14 protein-coding genes, 1 pseudogene and 1 other annotated feature are annotated in these 16,459 nt (G+C 63.5%); of the genes and pseudogenes, 5 read left to right on the top strand and 10 right to left on the bottom strand.

The window, feature by feature from the left end; genetic code table 11:
- Positions 1 to 101: 101 nt before the first annotated feature.
- Both IVB27_RS22470 and IVB27_RS22465 read right to left on the bottom strand, forming a co-directional pair.
- Positions 102 to 1,256, bottom strand: coding sequence for an acyl-CoA dehydrogenase family protein (locus IVB27_RS22470; protein WP_247445383.1), 1,155 nt, complete (start codon positions 1,254 to 1,256; stop codon positions 102 to 104).
- A 148-nt stretch (positions 1,257 to 1,404) separates the two neighbouring features.
- Positions 1,405 to 1,878, bottom strand: coding sequence for a GNAT family N-acetyltransferase (locus tag IVB27_RS22465; RefSeq protein WP_247445382.1), 474 nt, complete (start codon positions 1,876 to 1,878; stop codon positions 1,405 to 1,407).
- A gap of 170 nt (positions 1,879 to 2,048) precedes the next feature.
- On the opposite strand from IVB27_RS22465, the gene IVB27_RS22460 reads away from it, so the two are divergent.
- Positions 2,049 to 2,444, top strand: coding sequence for a (R)-mandelonitrile lyase (locus IVB27_RS22460; RefSeq protein WP_247445473.1), 396 nt, complete (start codon positions 2,049 to 2,051; stop codon positions 2,442 to 2,444).
- Between the two features lie 81 nt (positions 2,445 to 2,525).
- Here the strand turns inward: IVB27_RS22460 and IVB27_RS22455 are convergent, their stop codons facing one another.
- The 3 genes from IVB27_RS22455 to lepA form a co-directional block, all read right to left on the bottom strand.
- Positions 2,526 to 4,007, bottom strand: a complete 1,482-nt coding sequence (locus tag IVB27_RS22455) for a SulP family inorganic anion transporter (protein ID WP_247445381.1) — start codon at positions 4,005 to 4,007, stop codon at positions 2,526 to 2,528.
- 81 nt (positions 4,008 to 4,088) lie between these two features.
- Positions 4,089 to 4,142: a sequence feature (sul1 is cis-regulatory element that is thought to sense ions involved in sulfur or methionine metabolism; They are found in Alphaproteobacteria), on the bottom strand.
- A 55-nt stretch (positions 4,143 to 4,197) separates the two neighbouring features.
- Positions 4,198 to 4,491 carry an ABM domain-containing protein gene (locus IVB27_RS22450; RefSeq protein ID WP_247445380.1) on the bottom strand — a complete coding sequence of 98 codons (294 nt, stop codon included), beginning with the start codon at positions 4,489 to 4,491 and terminating at the stop codon, positions 4,198 to 4,200.
- A gap of 191 nt (positions 4,492 to 4,682) precedes the next feature.
- Entirely contained in the window at positions 4,683 to 6,494 is a 1,812-nt protein-coding gene (lepA, locus tag IVB27_RS22445; protein WP_247348692.1) for a translation elongation factor 4, read from the bottom strand.
- Between the two features lie 114 nt (positions 6,495 to 6,608).
- On the opposite strand from lepA, the gene IVB27_RS22440 reads away from it, so the two are divergent.
- Positions 6,609 to 8,234, top strand: a complete 1,626-nt coding sequence (locus IVB27_RS22440; RefSeq protein WP_247445379.1) for a glycosyltransferase family 39 protein — start codon at positions 6,609 to 6,611, stop codon at positions 8,232 to 8,234.
- A gap of 15 nt (positions 8,235 to 8,249) precedes the next feature.
- On the opposite strand, the gene IVB27_RS22435 is transcribed toward IVB27_RS22440, so the two are convergent.
- The 5 genes from IVB27_RS22435 to IVB27_RS22415 form a co-directional block, all read right to left on the bottom strand.
- Positions 8,250 to 8,567 (bottom strand): HPr family phosphocarrier protein, encoded by a 318-nt coding sequence (locus IVB27_RS22435; RefSeq protein ID WP_247445378.1) that lies wholly within the window; start codon positions 8,565 to 8,567, stop codon positions 8,250 to 8,252.
- Positions 8,564 to 8,965, bottom strand: a complete 402-nt coding sequence (locus IVB27_RS22430) for a PTS sugar transporter subunit IIA (RefSeq protein ID WP_007597752.1) — start codon at positions 8,963 to 8,965, stop codon at positions 8,564 to 8,566. Before IVB27_RS22430 ends, IVB27_RS22435 begins: the two co-directional genes overlap by 4 nt.
- A gap of 133 nt (positions 8,966 to 9,098) precedes the next feature.
- On the bottom strand, positions 9,099 to 9,623 hold the full coding sequence (locus IVB27_RS22425) for an HPr kinase/phosphorylase (RefSeq protein WP_247445377.1): 525 nt from the start codon (positions 9,621 to 9,623) through the stop codon (positions 9,099 to 9,101).
- Positions 9,620 to 11,425 (bottom strand): sensor histidine kinase, encoded by a 1,806-nt coding sequence (locus IVB27_RS22420; RefSeq protein ID WP_247445376.1) that lies wholly within the window; start codon positions 11,423 to 11,425, stop codon positions 9,620 to 9,622. Before IVB27_RS22420 ends, IVB27_RS22425 begins: the two co-directional genes overlap by 4 nt.
- Positions 11,426 to 11,541: 116 nt before the next feature.
- Positions 11,542 to 12,243 carry a response regulator transcription factor gene (locus tag IVB27_RS22415; protein ID WP_007597749.1) on the bottom strand — a complete coding sequence of 234 codons (702 nt, stop codon included), beginning with the start codon at positions 12,241 to 12,243 and terminating at the stop codon, positions 11,542 to 11,544.
- Positions 12,244 to 12,483: 240 nt separating this feature from the next.
- Between IVB27_RS22415 and IVB27_RS22410 the strand changes: the two genes are divergently transcribed.
- From IVB27_RS22410 to IVB27_RS22400, 3 genes and pseudogenes are all read left to right on the top strand, one after another.
- Complete coding sequence (locus IVB27_RS22410; protein WP_247445375.1) at positions 12,484 to 13,233, top strand: HugZ family pyridoxamine 5'-phosphate oxidase; 750 nt, start codon at positions 12,484 to 12,486, stop codon at positions 13,231 to 13,233.
- Between the two features lie 328 nt (positions 13,234 to 13,561).
- Positions 13,562 to 14,444, top strand: a pseudogene (locus tag IVB27_RS22405) (CHAT domain-containing protein); the annotation flags it as partial.
- Positions 14,445 to 14,755: 311 nt separating this feature from the next.
- Positions 14,756 to 16,372: a phosphoenolpyruvate carboxykinase gene (locus IVB27_RS22400; protein WP_247445374.1), complete on the top strand. Its 1,617-nt coding sequence runs from the start codon at positions 14,756 to 14,758 to the stop codon at positions 16,370 to 16,372.
- Positions 16,373 to 16,459: the final 87 nt, after the last annotated feature.

The following is a 16,459-nucleotide window of genomic DNA, read 5'->3' as shown; positions in this document are numbered from 1 at the left end:
TTCGTTGCCACCCTTTTGCATGACTCAATGCAGTGAGCGCATGGAGCATTGGTCATTCGTCATAGCGCGAGACAAAGCGCCGCAGCTTCATTCGCCTGAGACTATCGGTTTTCGGCAAGGATCGCCTTGCCGACGTCCTCGTAATGCGTGTCGCGCGCCTGGATCTGCTGGGCGATGGCGTGCATGTCGCGAAACCGCCGCTCGAACGGATTGCTGCGGAATACCGCGGTCGTACCCGCCATGTGATAGGCGGTGTCGACCACGCGCGCCGATTGATGGATGGTCCAGGTCGCAGCCAGCCTGACGGCGCTGCGATGTGCCGTGCTGAACTCGCCGCTCGCGCTGAGATCGCGCCACATCGCATTTGCCGTTGCATAGAGATAGGCGCGCGCGGCGCGCAAATCGCCCTCGGTGCGGCCGATCAGGCCCTGGACCGCCTGGTTGTCGCGCATGGTGTGTGCGGCCAGCGACTGATGCTTTCCACGTGCCAGCGCGATTGCCGCATCCAGCGTGGCGCGCGCCACGCCGAGCGAGACCGCGGCAAAGCCGAGGCTGAAGGTCGAGCCGGTGCCGATCCTGTAGAGCGGACCGGTCTCGCGCAGCGCGGACGGCACGTCACGAAACGCCGTGAAACGCTCGGGGATGAAGAGGTCGCTCACCTCGTACGCGTCGGTGCCGGTCCCGGCGAGCCCGATCGCCTGCCAAACGTCATGAAGCGTCGCGCTCGCCACCGGAAACAAAATGGTCCGCACCTCCGGCGAGCCATCGGCATTCTTGCGCGGCGTCCCGTCAGCACCGACGATGCGGACATGCGCCCCCAGCCAGCTCGCCTGCCGCGAGCCCGAGGCAAAGTCCCAGCGCGCCGTGACGCGGTAGCCGCCCTCGACCGCCCGCGCCTCATGTGCAATCGCGCCCCAGGCGAGGATGCCGGGGCCCGCGTTGAAGATCTCCCGCGCGGTATCGCGGTCGAGCGAAGCTGCGATCATGGCGCAGACCGTGCACTGGCCGAGACACCAGGCCGTGGAGGCATCCGCCTTCGCGATCTCCTCCAGCATCTGCATGAAGGCTTCCGGTGCAGCTTCAGCGCCGCCGAGGCTTTGCGGCAGCAGTGCGCGGTAGAGCCCGTTCTCGATCAGTGCCGAGACGACGGGAGCGGTCAGCCGCCGCGTCCGCTCGATCGCCTCAGCTTCGCCCGAAATGAGCGGCGCAAGTGCGCGGGCACGTTCGACGAGGCCAACTCCGAGAGTTGCGTTCATGCGCGTTTTCCTCGCCCATTCTGCCGTGAGCGGTAAGACGCGATGGTGGTCTATTTGGCAGGGACGATCAAGGTGGTGCGGTTGTCTTTTCGGGGCGCGCGATCGCGCGAAGTGTCTTGCGTCCCGATCTTGATGGCGTGGACCGGACTTAGCTCGGGTCATCGAGCACTCGCTCCATGATGATCGTGCGTTCGTCACCATAGTAGCTATCGCGTACGGCATTGAACCCGAGTCGTGCGTAGAAAGTTTCGGCGGTGACGGAAGCAGGAACAGTCAGGGAGGGAATGTTTCGCGCGCACGCCGTGCGCTCGATTTCGGCCATCAACAGCCTGCCGATACCTCGGGCCTGAACATCGGGAGCCACGAACACCGTACGAACGACGCTACCGTCGAGGCTTGCTGTTCCGACGACGCGGCTGCCAATGACGGCGACAAAGACGGTGCGCGTCCCGATCAGTTGGAGCACGGCCTCTCGACTGAAGCTGCGCCCGACCCTTTCGATGATCTCGTCCGTATAGTCCTTCGAATTGGTTTCCCGCAGCGCGCGCAAAATGACCGCGCTGATGGCAGCGGCGTCATCTTCACGTGCCAGCCGGATCGTGCATTCGACGGATCGCTCCACTGGCTCGGTCGTTGCGCCGGGTCCATGGCGGGGACAAGCACAATGGTCGCTCGCCCATGCCCGCGCAAGAAGGCCATGGTCCGTGAACCTTTGCGGAGCGGCCCGCGACGAACAACGGCCATCGTCGCCAGACGGCGCCGCGTATCGCGCCCGTTGAGGTTGCCCATGATATCGATATCAAGAGAAACGGCTCCCGACCCTCCCAGAAGGGCCCGCAAGACTGGTTCACCGGCACCGTCCGGATCGATCCGTTGTTCGCTGCACCCGATCCTGCGCGTGCCAGCGGTGGCCAGGTTACTTTCGAACCCGGTGCTCGTACCGCCTGGCACACGCATCCGCGCGGGCAAACGCTGATTGTCACCGCCGGGCTCGGTTGGCTGCAGCGTGAAGGTGGTCAGGTCGAGGAGATCAGGCCCGGCGACGTCGTGTGGTTTCCACCGGGATTGAAGCACTGGCATGGCGCGTCGCCGACGACAGCGATGACGCACATCGCGATTCAGGAATCCGTGGGCGGCAAGACTGTCGATTGGCTCGAGAAGGTCGGCGACGAGCAATACCGCAAGTGAGTTGATACCCTGACGAGATGCGATGCTGCCGATTGATGCAATGAGTCCGACTTGACCCAGCCGGGCAACATCATGCTTCCATCAATGGACTGCTTTCGGCCGCGCACCTGGCTTATGGTGCGTACCGAAGCGTTCGACCATCGTGGCGCTGGCCTGGTTGAGCCCGATGACCTCGACTTCGGCGCCGTGGCGACGAAGCTTGAGTACGATGTCATCCAGTGCTCCGATGGCAGTGATGTCCCAGAAATGTGCGTCGCTGACGTCGATTCGAACCCGGCTCGGCACATCGAGGTAGTCGAAGGCATCGACGAGACTGTTGGAGGAGGCGAAAAACACCTGCCCCGTCACGAAGTAAGTGATCTCGCGTCCGTCTTCGGATAGCTCCGTTTCGATCCCGAGCAGGCGTGCCACCTTGCCGGCGAAGAACACGCCGCTGAGCACGACGCCCGTGAGCACACCCATCGACAGATCGCCGGTCGCCACAACGACGACGACGGTGGCCAACATCACGACGCTCGAACTTAGGGGATGGGACCGCAGGTTAACGAGGGACGACCAGTTGAACGTGCTGATCGAGACCATGATCATCACGGCTACGAGCGCGGCCATCGGTATCTGCTTCACCCACTCGCCAAGGACAACGATCAGGAACAGCAAGAAGGCGCCGGCGAAGAACGTTGATAGACGGGTGCGCGCGCCGGCGGTGACGTTGATGACCGATTGCCCGATCATGGCGCATCCGCCCATTGCACCGAGGAAGCCGGTGACGAAGTTGGCGACGCCCTGGCCTACGCATTCCCGGTTCTTATTGCTGCCGGTATCGGTCATGTCGTCGACGATCGAAGCCGTCAGAAGCGATTCCAGCAGCCCGACCGCAGCCATCGCCAGCGAGTACGGCAGGATGATCCTCAGGGTCTCCAGATTGAAGGGGACTTGGGGGATCGCGAAGAACGGGAGGCTGGACGGCAATTCGCCCATGTCGCCGACGGTACGCAGCTTGATACCGGACCACAGCGTAAACGCGGTCAGCACGATGATGCTGACCAGGGCGGACGGCACTCGTTTGGTGACGTAAGGGAACAGATAGATGATGGCCAAGCCCGCGCCGACCATGGCGTAGGTTTCCCAGCCGACGTGCGTCAATTGCGGCAACTGAGCCAGGAAAATGAGAATGGCCAAGGCGTTTACAAATCCGGTCATGACCGAGCGGGACACGAACTTCATGAGCAGACCAAGCCGCGCGGCCCCTGCGGCGATCTGAATCAGTCCCATCAGCACCGTCGCGGCGAACAGGTACTGAAGGCCGTGATCGCGGACCAGGGTGATCATCAGCACCGCGGTCGATGCCGTCGCTGCGGAAATCATCGCCGGCCTGCCGCCGACGACGGCAGTCACGCAGGCGATCGAGAATGAGGCGTAAAGGCCCACCTTCGGGTCGACGCCCGCGACAATCGAAAAACCGATCGCCTCCGGAATTAGCGCCAGCGCGACGAGAACACCGGAGAGCAGGTCCGTGGAAACGTTTGTCAGCCACTCGCGGCGGAACGTTTGGTAGAACGTCATTTTGCTGAAACCAATAAGACCAGCGAGGCGACGGGCGGCGCCCGGTCGGCCTAAAGTTAAGCTTCGATATCGCTACGCTGAGGGTTTCCGGGGGATGGGCGCCCGGCCGAGCCACCCGATGAACTCGGGTCCGACGAGCGCTCTCAGTACGATTGCCGCGACGCAACAGCAAGCCAGATCTTGTCGGACGCTAGACGTTCGCCATCGGGAGCAATTCCAGCTTCGCGGATGATTTTTCCAACAGCCGGGCGTGCGCTGCCCGCCGGGGATCATTCCGGTAGTTTTGAAAGTCCGCTTCGGACGTGAAGCTGACGATGTGGATCTCGATGGTGCCGTCCGGATTGCGAAGACGACCCTCCAGAGATCCATTGAACTCAGGCAACAGCGGCAGGACGGCATCCTCGTAGGCTCGAAACGCGTCGACGCCTGCTGGAGGTATCCGGGCTATGAGCACAAACGTGACGGGGGTCGTTTGATAGGACATCACCGTCTGCCGACTGCACCCGCTTCCATGATGCCATCATGCCCCTGTTTTGCCCGACAAGTCAAACCGGCTTCGTAAAAAACGAAAAAGCGCGGCGCCAACAATGGGTCGGCTACTGTGCATGGGGTTGTTTTCGCGTCTTTTATTTTCCGGCCCAAACGTTCCGGACCGGACCTGCCCGACCCCCCGCCTCAGCTATCCACCTTCAGCGCGGCAATGAAGGCTTCCTGCGGGATGTCGACCTTGCCGAACTGCCGCATCTTCTTCTTGCCTTCCTTCTGCTTCTCCAGAAGTTTTCGCTTACGGGTGATGTCGCCGCCATAGCACTTTGCTGTGACGTCCTTGCGCAGGGCGCGAACGGTTTCGCGCGCGATCACCTTGCCGCCGATCGCCGCCTGGATCGGAATCTGGAACATGTGCGGCGGGATCAGCTCCTTCATCTTCTCGACCATGGCGCGGCCGCGCCCCTCCGCGCGGGTGCGGTGGACCAGCATCGAGAGCGCATCGACCGGCTCGTTGTTGACCAGGATCTGCATCTTGACGAGATCGGCCGGCTTATAGTCGGTGAGATGATAGTCGAACGAGGCGTAGCCCTTGGAGACCGATTTCAGGCGGTCGTAGAAGTCGAACACGACTTCGTTGAGCGGCAGATCGTATTTCACCATGGCGCGAGAGCCGACGTAGGTCAGCTCCTTCTGCGAGCCGCGGCGGTCCTGGCACAGCTTCAGCACGCTGCCGAGATATTCGTCGGGGGTGAGGATCGTGGCCTCGATCCAGGGCTCCTGGATCTCCGCGATCTTGACCACATCAGGCATGTCGATGGGATTGTGAATCTCGATCTCGGTGCCGTCGTTGAGCTTCATCTTGTAGATGACGCTCGGCGCGGTTGCGATCAGATTGAGGTCGAACTCGCGCGACAGCCGCTCCTGGATGATCTCGAGGTGCAACAGGCCGAGGAAGCCGCAGCGGAAGCCGAAGCCGAGTGCGGCCGAGGTTTCCATTTCGAACGAGAAGCTGGCGTCGTTCAGCCGCAGCTTGCCCATCGCGGCGCGCAGCGTTTCGAAGTCGTCGGCATCGACCGGAAAAAGGCCGCAGAACACCACCGGAATCGCAGGCTTGAAGCCCGGCAGCATTTCGGTGATTGGCTTTCTGTCGTCGGTGATGGTGTCGCCGACGCGGGTGTCGGCAACCTCCTTGATCGCCGCGGTGATGAAGCCGATCTCGCCGGGGCCGAGCTCGTCGACCTGCGTCATCTTCGGGGTGAAGAAGCCGACGCGTTCGACGTCATAGGCAGCACCCGTGCCCATCATGCGGATGCGGCCGCCCTTCTTCATCACGCCGTCGACGACGCGGATCAGCACGACCACGCCGAGATAGACGTCGTACCAGCTGTCGACCAGCAACGCCTTCAGCGTGGCGTCGCGATCGCCCTTCGGCGGTGGCAGGCGGGTGACGATCGCTTCGAGCACGTCGGGAACGCCGAGGCCCGTCTTGGCTGAGATCATCACGGCGTCCGAGGCGTCGATGCCGATCACGTCTTCGATCTGCTGCCTGATCTTCTCGGGTTCGGCGGCGGGAAGGTCGACCTTGTTCAGGACCGGCACGATCTCATGACCGGCGTCGAGCGCGTGGTAGACGTTGGCAAGCGTCTGCGCTTCCACGCCCTGGCTGGCGTCGACCACCAGCAGGGAACCCTCGCAGGCCGCCAGCGACCGCGAGACTTCGTAGGCGAAGTCGACATGGCCCGGCGTGTCCATCAGGTTGAAGATGTAATCCTTGCCGTCCTTGGCGTGGTATTTCAGCCGAACCGTCTGCGCCTTGATAGTGATGCCGCGCTCGCGCTCGATGTCCATGGAATCGAGCACCTGTTCCTTCCCGGCCATTTCGCGGTCGGTGAGGCCGCCGGTGATCTGGATCAGACGGTCGGCCAGCGTCGATTTGCCATGGTCGATATGGGCGACGATGGAGAAATTGCGAATGTTGGAAATGGGGACGGTCGTCATGGGCGCGGGATACCACTCACATCCCCGTGCGGCAACCATATTGCTGTAATTTCAGGGCCTTTGTTCACGCCAAGCTGATTCCACCAGGTGCCAAAACGCGCTACGCAACGGCCCATGTCCACGACCTCGATCCCGTCTGCCCGAGCGCGCGCGAAGTCCCGGGTGAGCTATGCCCGTTTTCGGGCCTGGCTGGTTGCCAGCGCGATCCGGCCGGAGGCGCGCCTCTGGCTGGTGATCCAGCTCGCCATCCTGCATGCGGTGCTCTGGACCTTCATCCTGATCAACCTGAAGGCCGCGCAGGACGTTCACATGGACGTCGCAGAAGCCTGGGGCTGGGGGCAGAAATTCCTGTGGGGCTATGGCAAGCACCCGCCGCTGTCGGGCTGGGTCGCCGGCGTCTGGTTCATGGCATTCCCGCCGACGGACTGGGCGACCTATGCGCTGGCGATGGCGACCGTCAGCGTCGGCATGGTGATCTGCTGGCTCATCGCGTTGCGCGTCGTGGATGCGCGGCGCGCGTTCCTGGTCGTGGTGATGGTCGCGCTCTACCCGATCTTCAATTTCAAGGGTTTCAAGTACAATCCCGACCTGCTCCAGCTCGTCACTTTGCCGCTCCTCGTGCTCGCTTATCTTAATGCGTTCGAGAAGCGGAGCTGGCAATCCGGAGTCTTGCTCGGACTTGCCGGCGCGCTGGCGCTGATGACCAAATACTGGGTGCTGACCATGATCGGCGCCATCGGGCTTGCCGCGTTGATCCATCCAGAGCGGATGAGGTTCCTGTCGTCGCCGGCGCCATGGGTTGCGATCGTGACGATGGTGGTGGCGATGATCCCGCACATCGTCTGGCTGGCGGATGCGCATTTCGTGCCGCTGACCTATGCCGGCGACACCTACAGCCTCGAGGACAGCGGCCAGGTGCATCAGCTCGTGGCCGGCTATGCCCTGCATAATCTCGCGTTGCTGGCCTTGCCGGTGGCGCTGGCCGCGCTGGCGATGGCCCTTGTGCCGCATTGGGTCTCGCTGCTCATGCGCGCGCCGTTGCGCATCGTCACGCGGGCCTGGGCGCGCGGCGCGAATCCCGGTGTGAACCTTTCGCAGGCGCGCAACGTCTGGATCATCCAGATCATCGTCGCATTCGGCCCCGCGCTCGGCGCGCTGGCCTTCAGCATCTACATGAAGACCGACTGGGGCATCTCGCTGTTCTTCCTGGTGCCGCTCGCGCTGGTCGCGATCCCGGCGTTGCGGGTGCAGAGTGCTGCGCTGTTCAACATTGTCGCGATCTGGCTCGTGCTCAGCGTCGCGACGCTCGCTGCCTCGCCCTGGATCGCCGCGCGCGAGATGGCGGCCAATGCCGGCAACACGGCGACCTATGGCGCGCGCTCGGATCTCGCGCGCGAGCTGACGCAGGCCTGGCACGCGCGCTTCGCCTCGCGCTGGGCGGTCGTCGCCGGCACCATGGAATCGATCCAGCCGATGGTGTTCTACAGCCCCGATCATCCGGCCGCGTTCACGCCGCTCGAAGCCTGGGGGTCCGGGTTGATCTCGCCCGATGACGTCAAGCGATACGGCTTCATCGGCGTGTTCGATCCAGCCGACGGTCGCTTGCCGGCGTTCGAGAAATGGGTGTCCGAGGTTGCGCCGAACGCCGAGCGCATCGTGATGACGACGCGCCGATTTACTCACGGCAAGGCCGGTCCGTCGATGAGCTGGAATATCTACATCGCGCCGCCGGGGAAATGATCGAGGCGAAGCCGCCTAAATCCCTTCCTCGTTGAATTTGCTTTCAACGAGCTCGGTGATTGCGGCGAGCGCGGCTTCGGCATCGTCGCCGGCGGCCGCCACAGTAATGGTCGTGCCGGGACCAGCGGCGAGCATCATCAGGCCCATGATCGAGGTCCCGCCGACGGTCTCGCCGCCGCGCGTCACCCAGACCTGCGCGTTGAAGCGCTCGACGGCCTGGACGAATTTTGCGGAGGCCCGCGCGTGCAGGCCGCGCTTGTTGATGATCAGGAGGTCTTTGGAGATCGCGCCCGCGGGCACACCCGTCCCGGCTTGCGGCGCCTCGTCGCTCATTTGCCGGCGAGCACGCGGCTGGCAATGGTGACGTATTTGCGGCCCGCTTCCTGCGCCATCGCGATCGCGTCGGGCAGCGGACGCTCCTCGCGTACCTTGGCGAGCTTCACCAGCATGGGAAGGTTGATGCCCGCGAGCACTTCGACCTTCGGCCGGCTCATGCAGGATATTGCGAGGTTCGACGGCGTGCCGCCAAACATGTCGGTGAGGATCGCGACGCCGTCGCCGGAATCGACGCGGTTAACCGCTTCTATGATGTCGCTTCGACAGAGATCGGAATCATCTTCGGCGCCGATCGTGATCGCTTCGATTTGCTTTTGTGGGCCCATGACATGTTCAAGCGCTGCCTTGAATTCGTCGGCAAGGCGCCCGTGGGTCACAAGTACTAGACCAATCATCGGAAAACTCCTCGCGGGCGCTTTTGGTGCACCGCACGAACGCGCCACTTTGACCATCCAGAGCCCCCGCGCAAGAGGGGATGTTGCGTATCTCCCTGAATCTAGACGGATGGATGAGGGGAGCTGCGCCGGTCTATTCGGTCGCGAGTGTGGGGTTCATATGGTTACCATTTCCCTTCAAACAATCGCCTGGAGGGTTAACGGAAGATGAACTCTTGGTAGTGGTCAAGGCGGCAACAACCAAAGGAAGTGGCGAATAGTCGCGGCCAACTGGGATTCGCGGTATTTCGGCACCTAAAATGCTTGTTTTCAGGGATTCGGCCGCTGGCAGCCGCTCCGCGTCCGCTGCGTCGAGATCGACCACAAGGCCGACGGTCGCATGCTCCACGAAGTCGCAGCGGCGGATTCCCAGCCCCCGGATTTCGATCAAGCCGGCCAGTGTCCTGCTCGGGCGGACCTCAATTTCGCGGCCGACTGTCGCCAGATGGACACGGTCATCACCGACCAGAACGGCCCTTTCGACCACGCCGCTGCGCCCCGCCATGATCAAATCGAAGGCAAGGCGCGACTTGCCGGAGCCGGAAGGCCCGCGGATCAGCACCGCCAGATCTCCCACCTTGACGGCGGAGGCGTGAATGCTGGGACCGTCCTCGCTCATAGCGCCGGCAGCCTCACCACGAAGCGCGCGCCGACAGCGGTAGGCGCTCCGTCCTCGTCCGCCGGGCCAGGGCGGTTCTCCGCCCAGATGCGTCCGCCATGGGCGTCGATGATCTGCTTGGAGATCGACAGGCCGAGGCCGGAGTTCTGGCCAAAGCCCTGATGTGGTCGGTCGGTGTAGAAGCGCTCGAAGATGCGTTGCAGCGCGTCGTCGCGAATGCCGGGACCGTCGTCGTCGACCACGATCTCGATCTCTCCGCGCACGCGGCGGCAGGTGAGGCGCACCTTGTTGCCGGGCTCGGAGAAGGATTGTGCGTTGGCGAGCAGGTTGGAGACCACCTGTCCGAGCCGCGAATCGTGGCCGGTCACGACGAAACTGTCGGTCGGGCTGCGGCCTTCGAAGCGCGTTTCCACCGCGACGTCATGGCCGAGCTTGGTTTCATTGGCGACGGAGACGAGCGTCGTCAACAGGCGGCGCAGGTCGACCGCGATCGCATCCTGGCGCTGCAGTTCGGCATCGAGGCGGCTGGCGTCGGAGATGTCCGAGATCAACCGGTCGAGCCGCTTGACGTCATGCTCGATCACTTCGAGCAGGCGTGCGCGGCTGTTATCGTTGCGCGCCAGCGGCAGCGTCTCGACCGCGGAGCGCAAAGAGGTCAGCGGGTTCTTCAATTCGTGCGCGACGTCGGCAGCGAACATTTCGATCGCCTCGATGCGGCTGTAGAGCGCGCTGGTCATGTCGCGCAGCGCACCGGAGAGATGGCCGATCTCGTCGCGGCGGCGGGTGAAGTCGGGAATCTCGACGCGGGTGTTGATGCGGCGGCGGATGCGTTCGGCGCTGTCGGCAAGCCGGCGCACGGGCCCCGCGATCGTGCTCGCAAGCAGCAGCGAGAGCATGATCATGACCGCGGCGGCGACGCCGCCCACTTTGAGGATAGCGAGGCGCTCGGCGGTGACCATCTGGTCGATGTCGTCGCCCTGCGTCGACAGCATCAGCGCGCCGTGGATGGCGCGCGAGCGCAGCACGGGGACCGCGACCGAGACGATCACCTCGCCGCGCGAATTGACCCGCACCATCGAGCGCTTCTGGCCATGGAGCGCGTCGCCCACCTCCGCATAGCCGTTGCCGTTCTCGGGCCCGAGTTCGCGATAGAGCGGCAGGTCGCCGCGGTTCAGCCAGGTGCGGACCGCGACCATGCCGCGTTCGACGATGCCCGGGTTCTCGGCGGAGACCGACGGCAGGGGGAAGCGCACCACGGTCTCGAGGCTGCGGCTGTCGACCAGCAGGCTGCCGTTCGGGTCGTAGATGCGGGCGCGCGTCTTGGTCGGCGAGATCAGCGTGCGCAGCACCGGCGCCACGCGCTCCGGATTGATCGGAAAATCCAGCGGCGAATACTCGTCCGACCCGCCATAGGTCTCGCCCGGCTTGAGGTCGAGCAGCCGGTCGGGATCGATGGTGATGGCGTTGGTCTGCACCGTCGCGGAGGCCGCGATCGCGCCGGCGATGATCTCCGCCTGCACCAGCAGGCTCTGCGCGCGCGCGTCGATCAGGCCGGCGCGGAACTGCGACAGATAAAGGATGCTCGCCACCAGCGCCACAAGGCCGGCGAGGTTGAGCGAGACGATGCGGCGAGTCAGGCTCGAGAAGGACAGCGCGAAGAAGAACTGCCCGGCGCGCGTCAGCCAGTTCAGCGGCCGCCAGCCGTGCACGGCCGGCTTGTCATCGGCCAATTGATCCGGATCGCCGTGGGCGGTGACGTCCTCGGCGTTCTGGTTCTCGTCAGGCTGCGTTCGGTCAAGCAATGCTCACGCCCGCGTTAGGACAACTCGTGCGAAGGTCCTCGCATCCTAGAGCCATCCCGGTCGTGATGGAATCAGAACCGGCGATGCTCTCAGTCTTTGGTGAAGGCGCGTGCGCCTCAGGCTTCCTTGAAGCGGTAGCCGACGCCGTAGAGCGTCTCGATCATCTCGAACTCGTTGTCGACCACCTTGAACTTCTTGCGCAGTCGCTTGATGTGGCTGTCGATGGTGCGGTCGTCGACATAGACCTGATCGTCATAGGCGGCGTCCATCAGCGCGTTGCGGCTCTTCACCACGCCGGGCCGGGTCGCGAGCGCCTGCAGGATCAGAAATTCGGTAACGGTCAGCGTCACCGGCTCGTTCTTCCAGGTGCAGGTATGCCGTTCCGGATCCATGCGCAGCAGGCCGCGGTCGAGCGCCTTGGCGTCGTTCTCCTTCGGCGTGACGGTCGGGTCCTTCGGCGCCGACCGGCGCAGCACGGCCTTGACGCGCTCGACCAGCAGGCGCTGCGAGAACGGCTTCCGGATGAAGTCGTCGGCGCCCATCTTGAGGCCGAACAGTTCGTCGATCTCTTCGTCCTTGGAAGTCAGGAAGATCACCGGCAGGTCGGATTTCTGCCTGAGACGGCGCAGCGTCTCCATCCCGTCCATGCGCGGCATCTTGATGTCGAGGATGGCAAGATCGGGTTGGGTGGTGCGGAAACCGTCAAGCGCGGAGGCGCCGTCGGTGTAGGTCATGATGCGGTAGCCTTCGGCTTCCAACGCGATCGAGACGGATGTGAGAATGTTGCGGTCGTCGTCGACCAAAGCGATTGTGGGCATGAGCCTCTGCTTTCTGCTTTCCGTTTGAATCGTGGCTTAAAACGGCGAGCAATCCAGTGGTGCGCCGCATAGATGGGTGCCGATTTGGCAGTCGAACCTTGTTACCGAGCAATGCAAGCTAGGCTGAAGTGTGACCAAGTTCCACGAAACACGGCAGGTTCGCCGTATCTCGACCCATAACCAGGCCCCGGTTTACCCGAAAAATGGCCCTCCATGCAACCACCTGAGCCGAGAAAGCCGATGCAACCGACCTCCGATTTCGACCCCGGAAAGCTCGCCAAATCGCTGCTGCGGCGGTCGCGGCAGGGGGCCCTGGCAACGTTGATGGCCGGCAGCGGCGATCCCTATTGTTCCCTGGTCAATCTGGCCAGCCATCCGGACGGCTCGCCCATCCTGCTGATCTCGGGATTGGCCGTGCACACCAGGAACATCCTGGCCGATAGCCGGGTCTCCCTGATGCTGGACGAGCGGGCGGCGGGCGATCCTCTGGAGGGCGCCCGGATCATGCTGTCCGGTCACGCCGAGCAGGCCGATGCCGACAAGGATCTGCTCCGGCGACGGTATCTCGCTGCCCATCCCTCTGCGGAAGCGTTTGTTTCCTTCAAGGATTTCTCCTTCTACCGGATCCGGCCCACGGGAACCCATCTGGTTGCCGGCTTCGGCCGCATCGTCGATCTCAAGCCCGGGCAATTCCTCACGGATCTCACCGGGGCCGAGGATCTGCTGGCGGCGGAGGAGGGAGCGGTCGCGCACATGAATGCCGACCACCGCGACGCCATGGGCCTCTATGCAACAAAACTGCTCGACGCGGCCGAGGGCGACTGGCGCTGCATCGGTTGCGATCCTGAGGGCATCGATATGCAGGACGGCCAGACCGTGCTGCGGCTGGACTTCCCGGAGCGGGTGGCTGATGGCACGGCGCTGCGCAAGATGCTGGTCCGCCTCGCTGGCGAAGCGCGCACAAAGACGGACCAGAGCGCCAAAATTTGAACGCTGCTGCCCATCGCCGCGACCCAAGTCCGTAATCGGTACCGTAACCGGTCAGAAGGCGGCGGCGAGCTGTTCATGGCACGATATAATCGACTGGCGCTGGTTGCGGGTTTGGCGCTCTCGATTACCGCATCGCTTGTCACGCCAAGCTTTGCTCAGAAAGGCCTTGCCCAGATAAGGTCTCGCCGCGGAGAGCGCGCGGATCAACGCACTCATGAGCGCCGGCAAATCTTCGGAAGCACTGCCTTTGGCGCAAGGCATGGTCGCGAGCCTGGAGAAGAGCGACACCGGTCGCGAACTCTCCGCCGCGTTGAACAACCTAGGTGTGCTCGAAGGCTATCGCGGCGCCGCCTGGCTGCTGCGGCGTCAGGCCGTCTCGGTGCTGCCGTCGGTGGTCAGCCTGAAATCGCTGCGCGCCTTCGCGCGGAGGGATCATGGCGTGAAGCCGATGACCGGCTTTGGCGATCCCGTGTTCAATCCTGCGCTTGAAGCGCCCGCCGAGCGGCGCGCCGCGAACGGCAAGGTCGCCACGCGCAGCATCGCGACCATCGCCTATACCGACTTCTGGCGCGGTGCCGGCGTCGATCGCGCGCGGCTTGCGCAGGCGTTGCCGCAACTGCCGGATACCGCCAACGAGTTGAACGCGGTGGCCAAGGATGTCGGGGCTGCCGAGGCCGATATCCATCTCGGCCGCGACGCCAGCGAGACGACGCTCAAGCGTGCAGCGCTTGCTCAATACGGCATCATCTACTTTGCCACCCACGGTCTCGTTGCCGGTGATATCAAAGGCCTGGGTGAGCCCTCGCTCGCGCTCTCCATTCCCGATCAGCCCACTGAGCTCGATGACGGTCTGCTTACCGCGAGTGAAGTCGCCCAGCTCAAGCTCAATGCGGATTGGGTTGTACTGTCGGCCCTGCAACACCATCGCAGGCGACAAGCCCGGCGCCGAGGCGCTGTCGGGACTGGCACGCTCGTTCTTCTATGCCGGCGCCCGCGCCCTGCTGGTCTCGCATTGGGCGGTGGATTCGGAAGCTGCCACCCGCCTGACCACGACGACTTTCGAGCTGCTCAAAAACGATCCAAAAATCGGTCGTGCCGAAGCTTTGCGCCGCGCGATGTTAACCTATGTTGATGACACCTCGTCACCGCGCAATGGCTATCCCGCGATGTGGGGGCCGTTCGCGCTCATCGGCGAAGGCGAGGCACGATAGGACGGCGTTAGAAATTGCTCAGAGAAACTGTCCTTGGGCATTTGTGCGTCGCAATAACCTTGGGAAACGCCGAAACGTGCATTTGGTTGCGCGATCATTCGTGATTTTTTGATGCGCCTGCTCAGAGCTGACATGCGCGGCGTTTGGTGCGGTCCTTGAATAAACCAAATCCTGCGGGATCAGCTTGGCAACGCCAGCGTTCATCAGTATTAGGTCGCGCAGCCGAGGCCGGATGGCCTATCATTCACGGTGACCGCGACGGCGCTAAAGCATGATCGCGCTGAGAGTCGCGGGTTCTAGGAGGATTTTTCGTGCAAGAGACGGGCGTGCGCAACGGTGCCTTCGGTGCCGACAAATTCGGTTTAAAGAATCTCAAGCAGGTTCACTGGAACCTCGGTGCGCCGCAACTCTATCAATACTCGCTCTCCGCGGGCGAGGCGGTGCTGTCGGCCGATGGCGCGCTCTGCGCCGACACCGGCGAGTTCACCGGCCGCAGCCCCAAGGACAAGTTCACGGTGCGTGACGCCACCACCGACAAGAAGATGTGGTGGGCCGGCAACCAGTCGATCACCGCAGAGCAGTTCGAGACGCTCTACCAGGACTTCCTCAAGCACGCCGAAGGCAAGTCGCTGTTCGCGCAGGACCTCTACGGCGGCGCCGATCCGGCCTACCGCATCAAGACTCGCGTCTTCACCGAGCTCGCCTGGCATTCGCTGTTCATCCGCACGCTGCTGATCCGCCCCGAGGCGGTCGAGCTGCCGAGCTTCACGCCGGAGCTCACTATCATCGACATGCCGAGCTTCCGCGCCGATCCGAAGCGCCATGGCTGCAAGTCGGAGAACGTCGTCGCGATTGATTTCGCCCGCAAGATCGTGCTGATCGGCGGGTCTTATTATGCCGGCGAGATGAAGAAGTCGGTCTTCACCACGCTGAACTACTATCTGCCCGAGCGTGGCGTGATGCCGATGCATTGCTCGGCCAACGTCGGCGCCAAGGGCGATGCCGCGATCTTCTTCGGCCTGTCCGGCACCGGCAAGACCACGCTGTCCGCCGATCCCAACCGCACGCTGATCGGCGACGACGAGCACGGCTGGGGCCCGAACGGTGTCTTCAATTTCGAAGGCGGCTGCTATGCCAAGTGCATCAAGCTGTCGCAGGAAGCCGAGCCCGAGATCTACGCGGCCTCGACGCGCTTCGGCGCGGTGCTCGAGAACTGCGTGCTCGACGAAGACACTCGCGTGGTCGATTTCGACGACGGCTCCAAGACCGAGAACACGCGTTCGGCCTATCCGCTCGAATTCATCCCGAACGCCTCGCGCACCGGCCGCGCGCCGCAGCCGAAGAACGTGGTGATGCTCGCCGCCGATGCCTTCGGCGTGCTGCCGCCGATTGCCAAGCTGTCGCCGGCGCAGGCGATGTATCACTTCCTGTCGGGCTACACCGCCAAGGTCGCCGGCACCGAGCGCGGTCTCGGCAACGAGCCCCAGCCGGAATTCTCGACCTGCTTCGGTTCGCCCTTCCTGCCGCTCGACCCCAGCGTCTACGGCAACATGCTGCGCGACCTGATCGCCCAGCACAATGTCGACTGCTGGCTGGTCAACACCGGCTGGACCGGCGGCAAGTACGGCACCGGCTCGCGTATGCCGATCAAGGTGACGCGCGCGCTGCTCACCGCCGCGCTCGACGGCTCGCTTCGCAACGTCGAATTCCGCACCGACAAATATTTCGGCTTCGCGGTCCCGACCGCGCTGCCGGGTGTGCCGAGCGAGATCCTCAACCCGGTCAACACCTGGAAGGACAAGGACGAGTTCGACAAGACCGCCCGTGCGCTGGTCGGCATGTTCCAGAAGAACTTTGCCAAGTTCGAAGCGCAGGTCGACGCCGAGGTCCGCGCCGCTGCGCCGGACGTGAAGCTCGCGGCCGAGTAGATTGCTTCTGCTTGAATACAAAAGGGCGGCCGCAACGCCGCCCTTTGTTTGTGCGATATCTCTCCACTTGTCATTGCGAGCGCAGCG

Source organism: Bradyrhizobium sp. 197 (assembly GCF_023073375.1).
GTDB lineage: Bacteria > Pseudomonadota > Alphaproteobacteria > Rhizobiales > Xanthobacteraceae > Bradyrhizobium.
The sequence above is the reverse complement of the archived record's forward strand: the minus strand, read 5'-3'. Positions and strand labels throughout refer to the sequence as shown.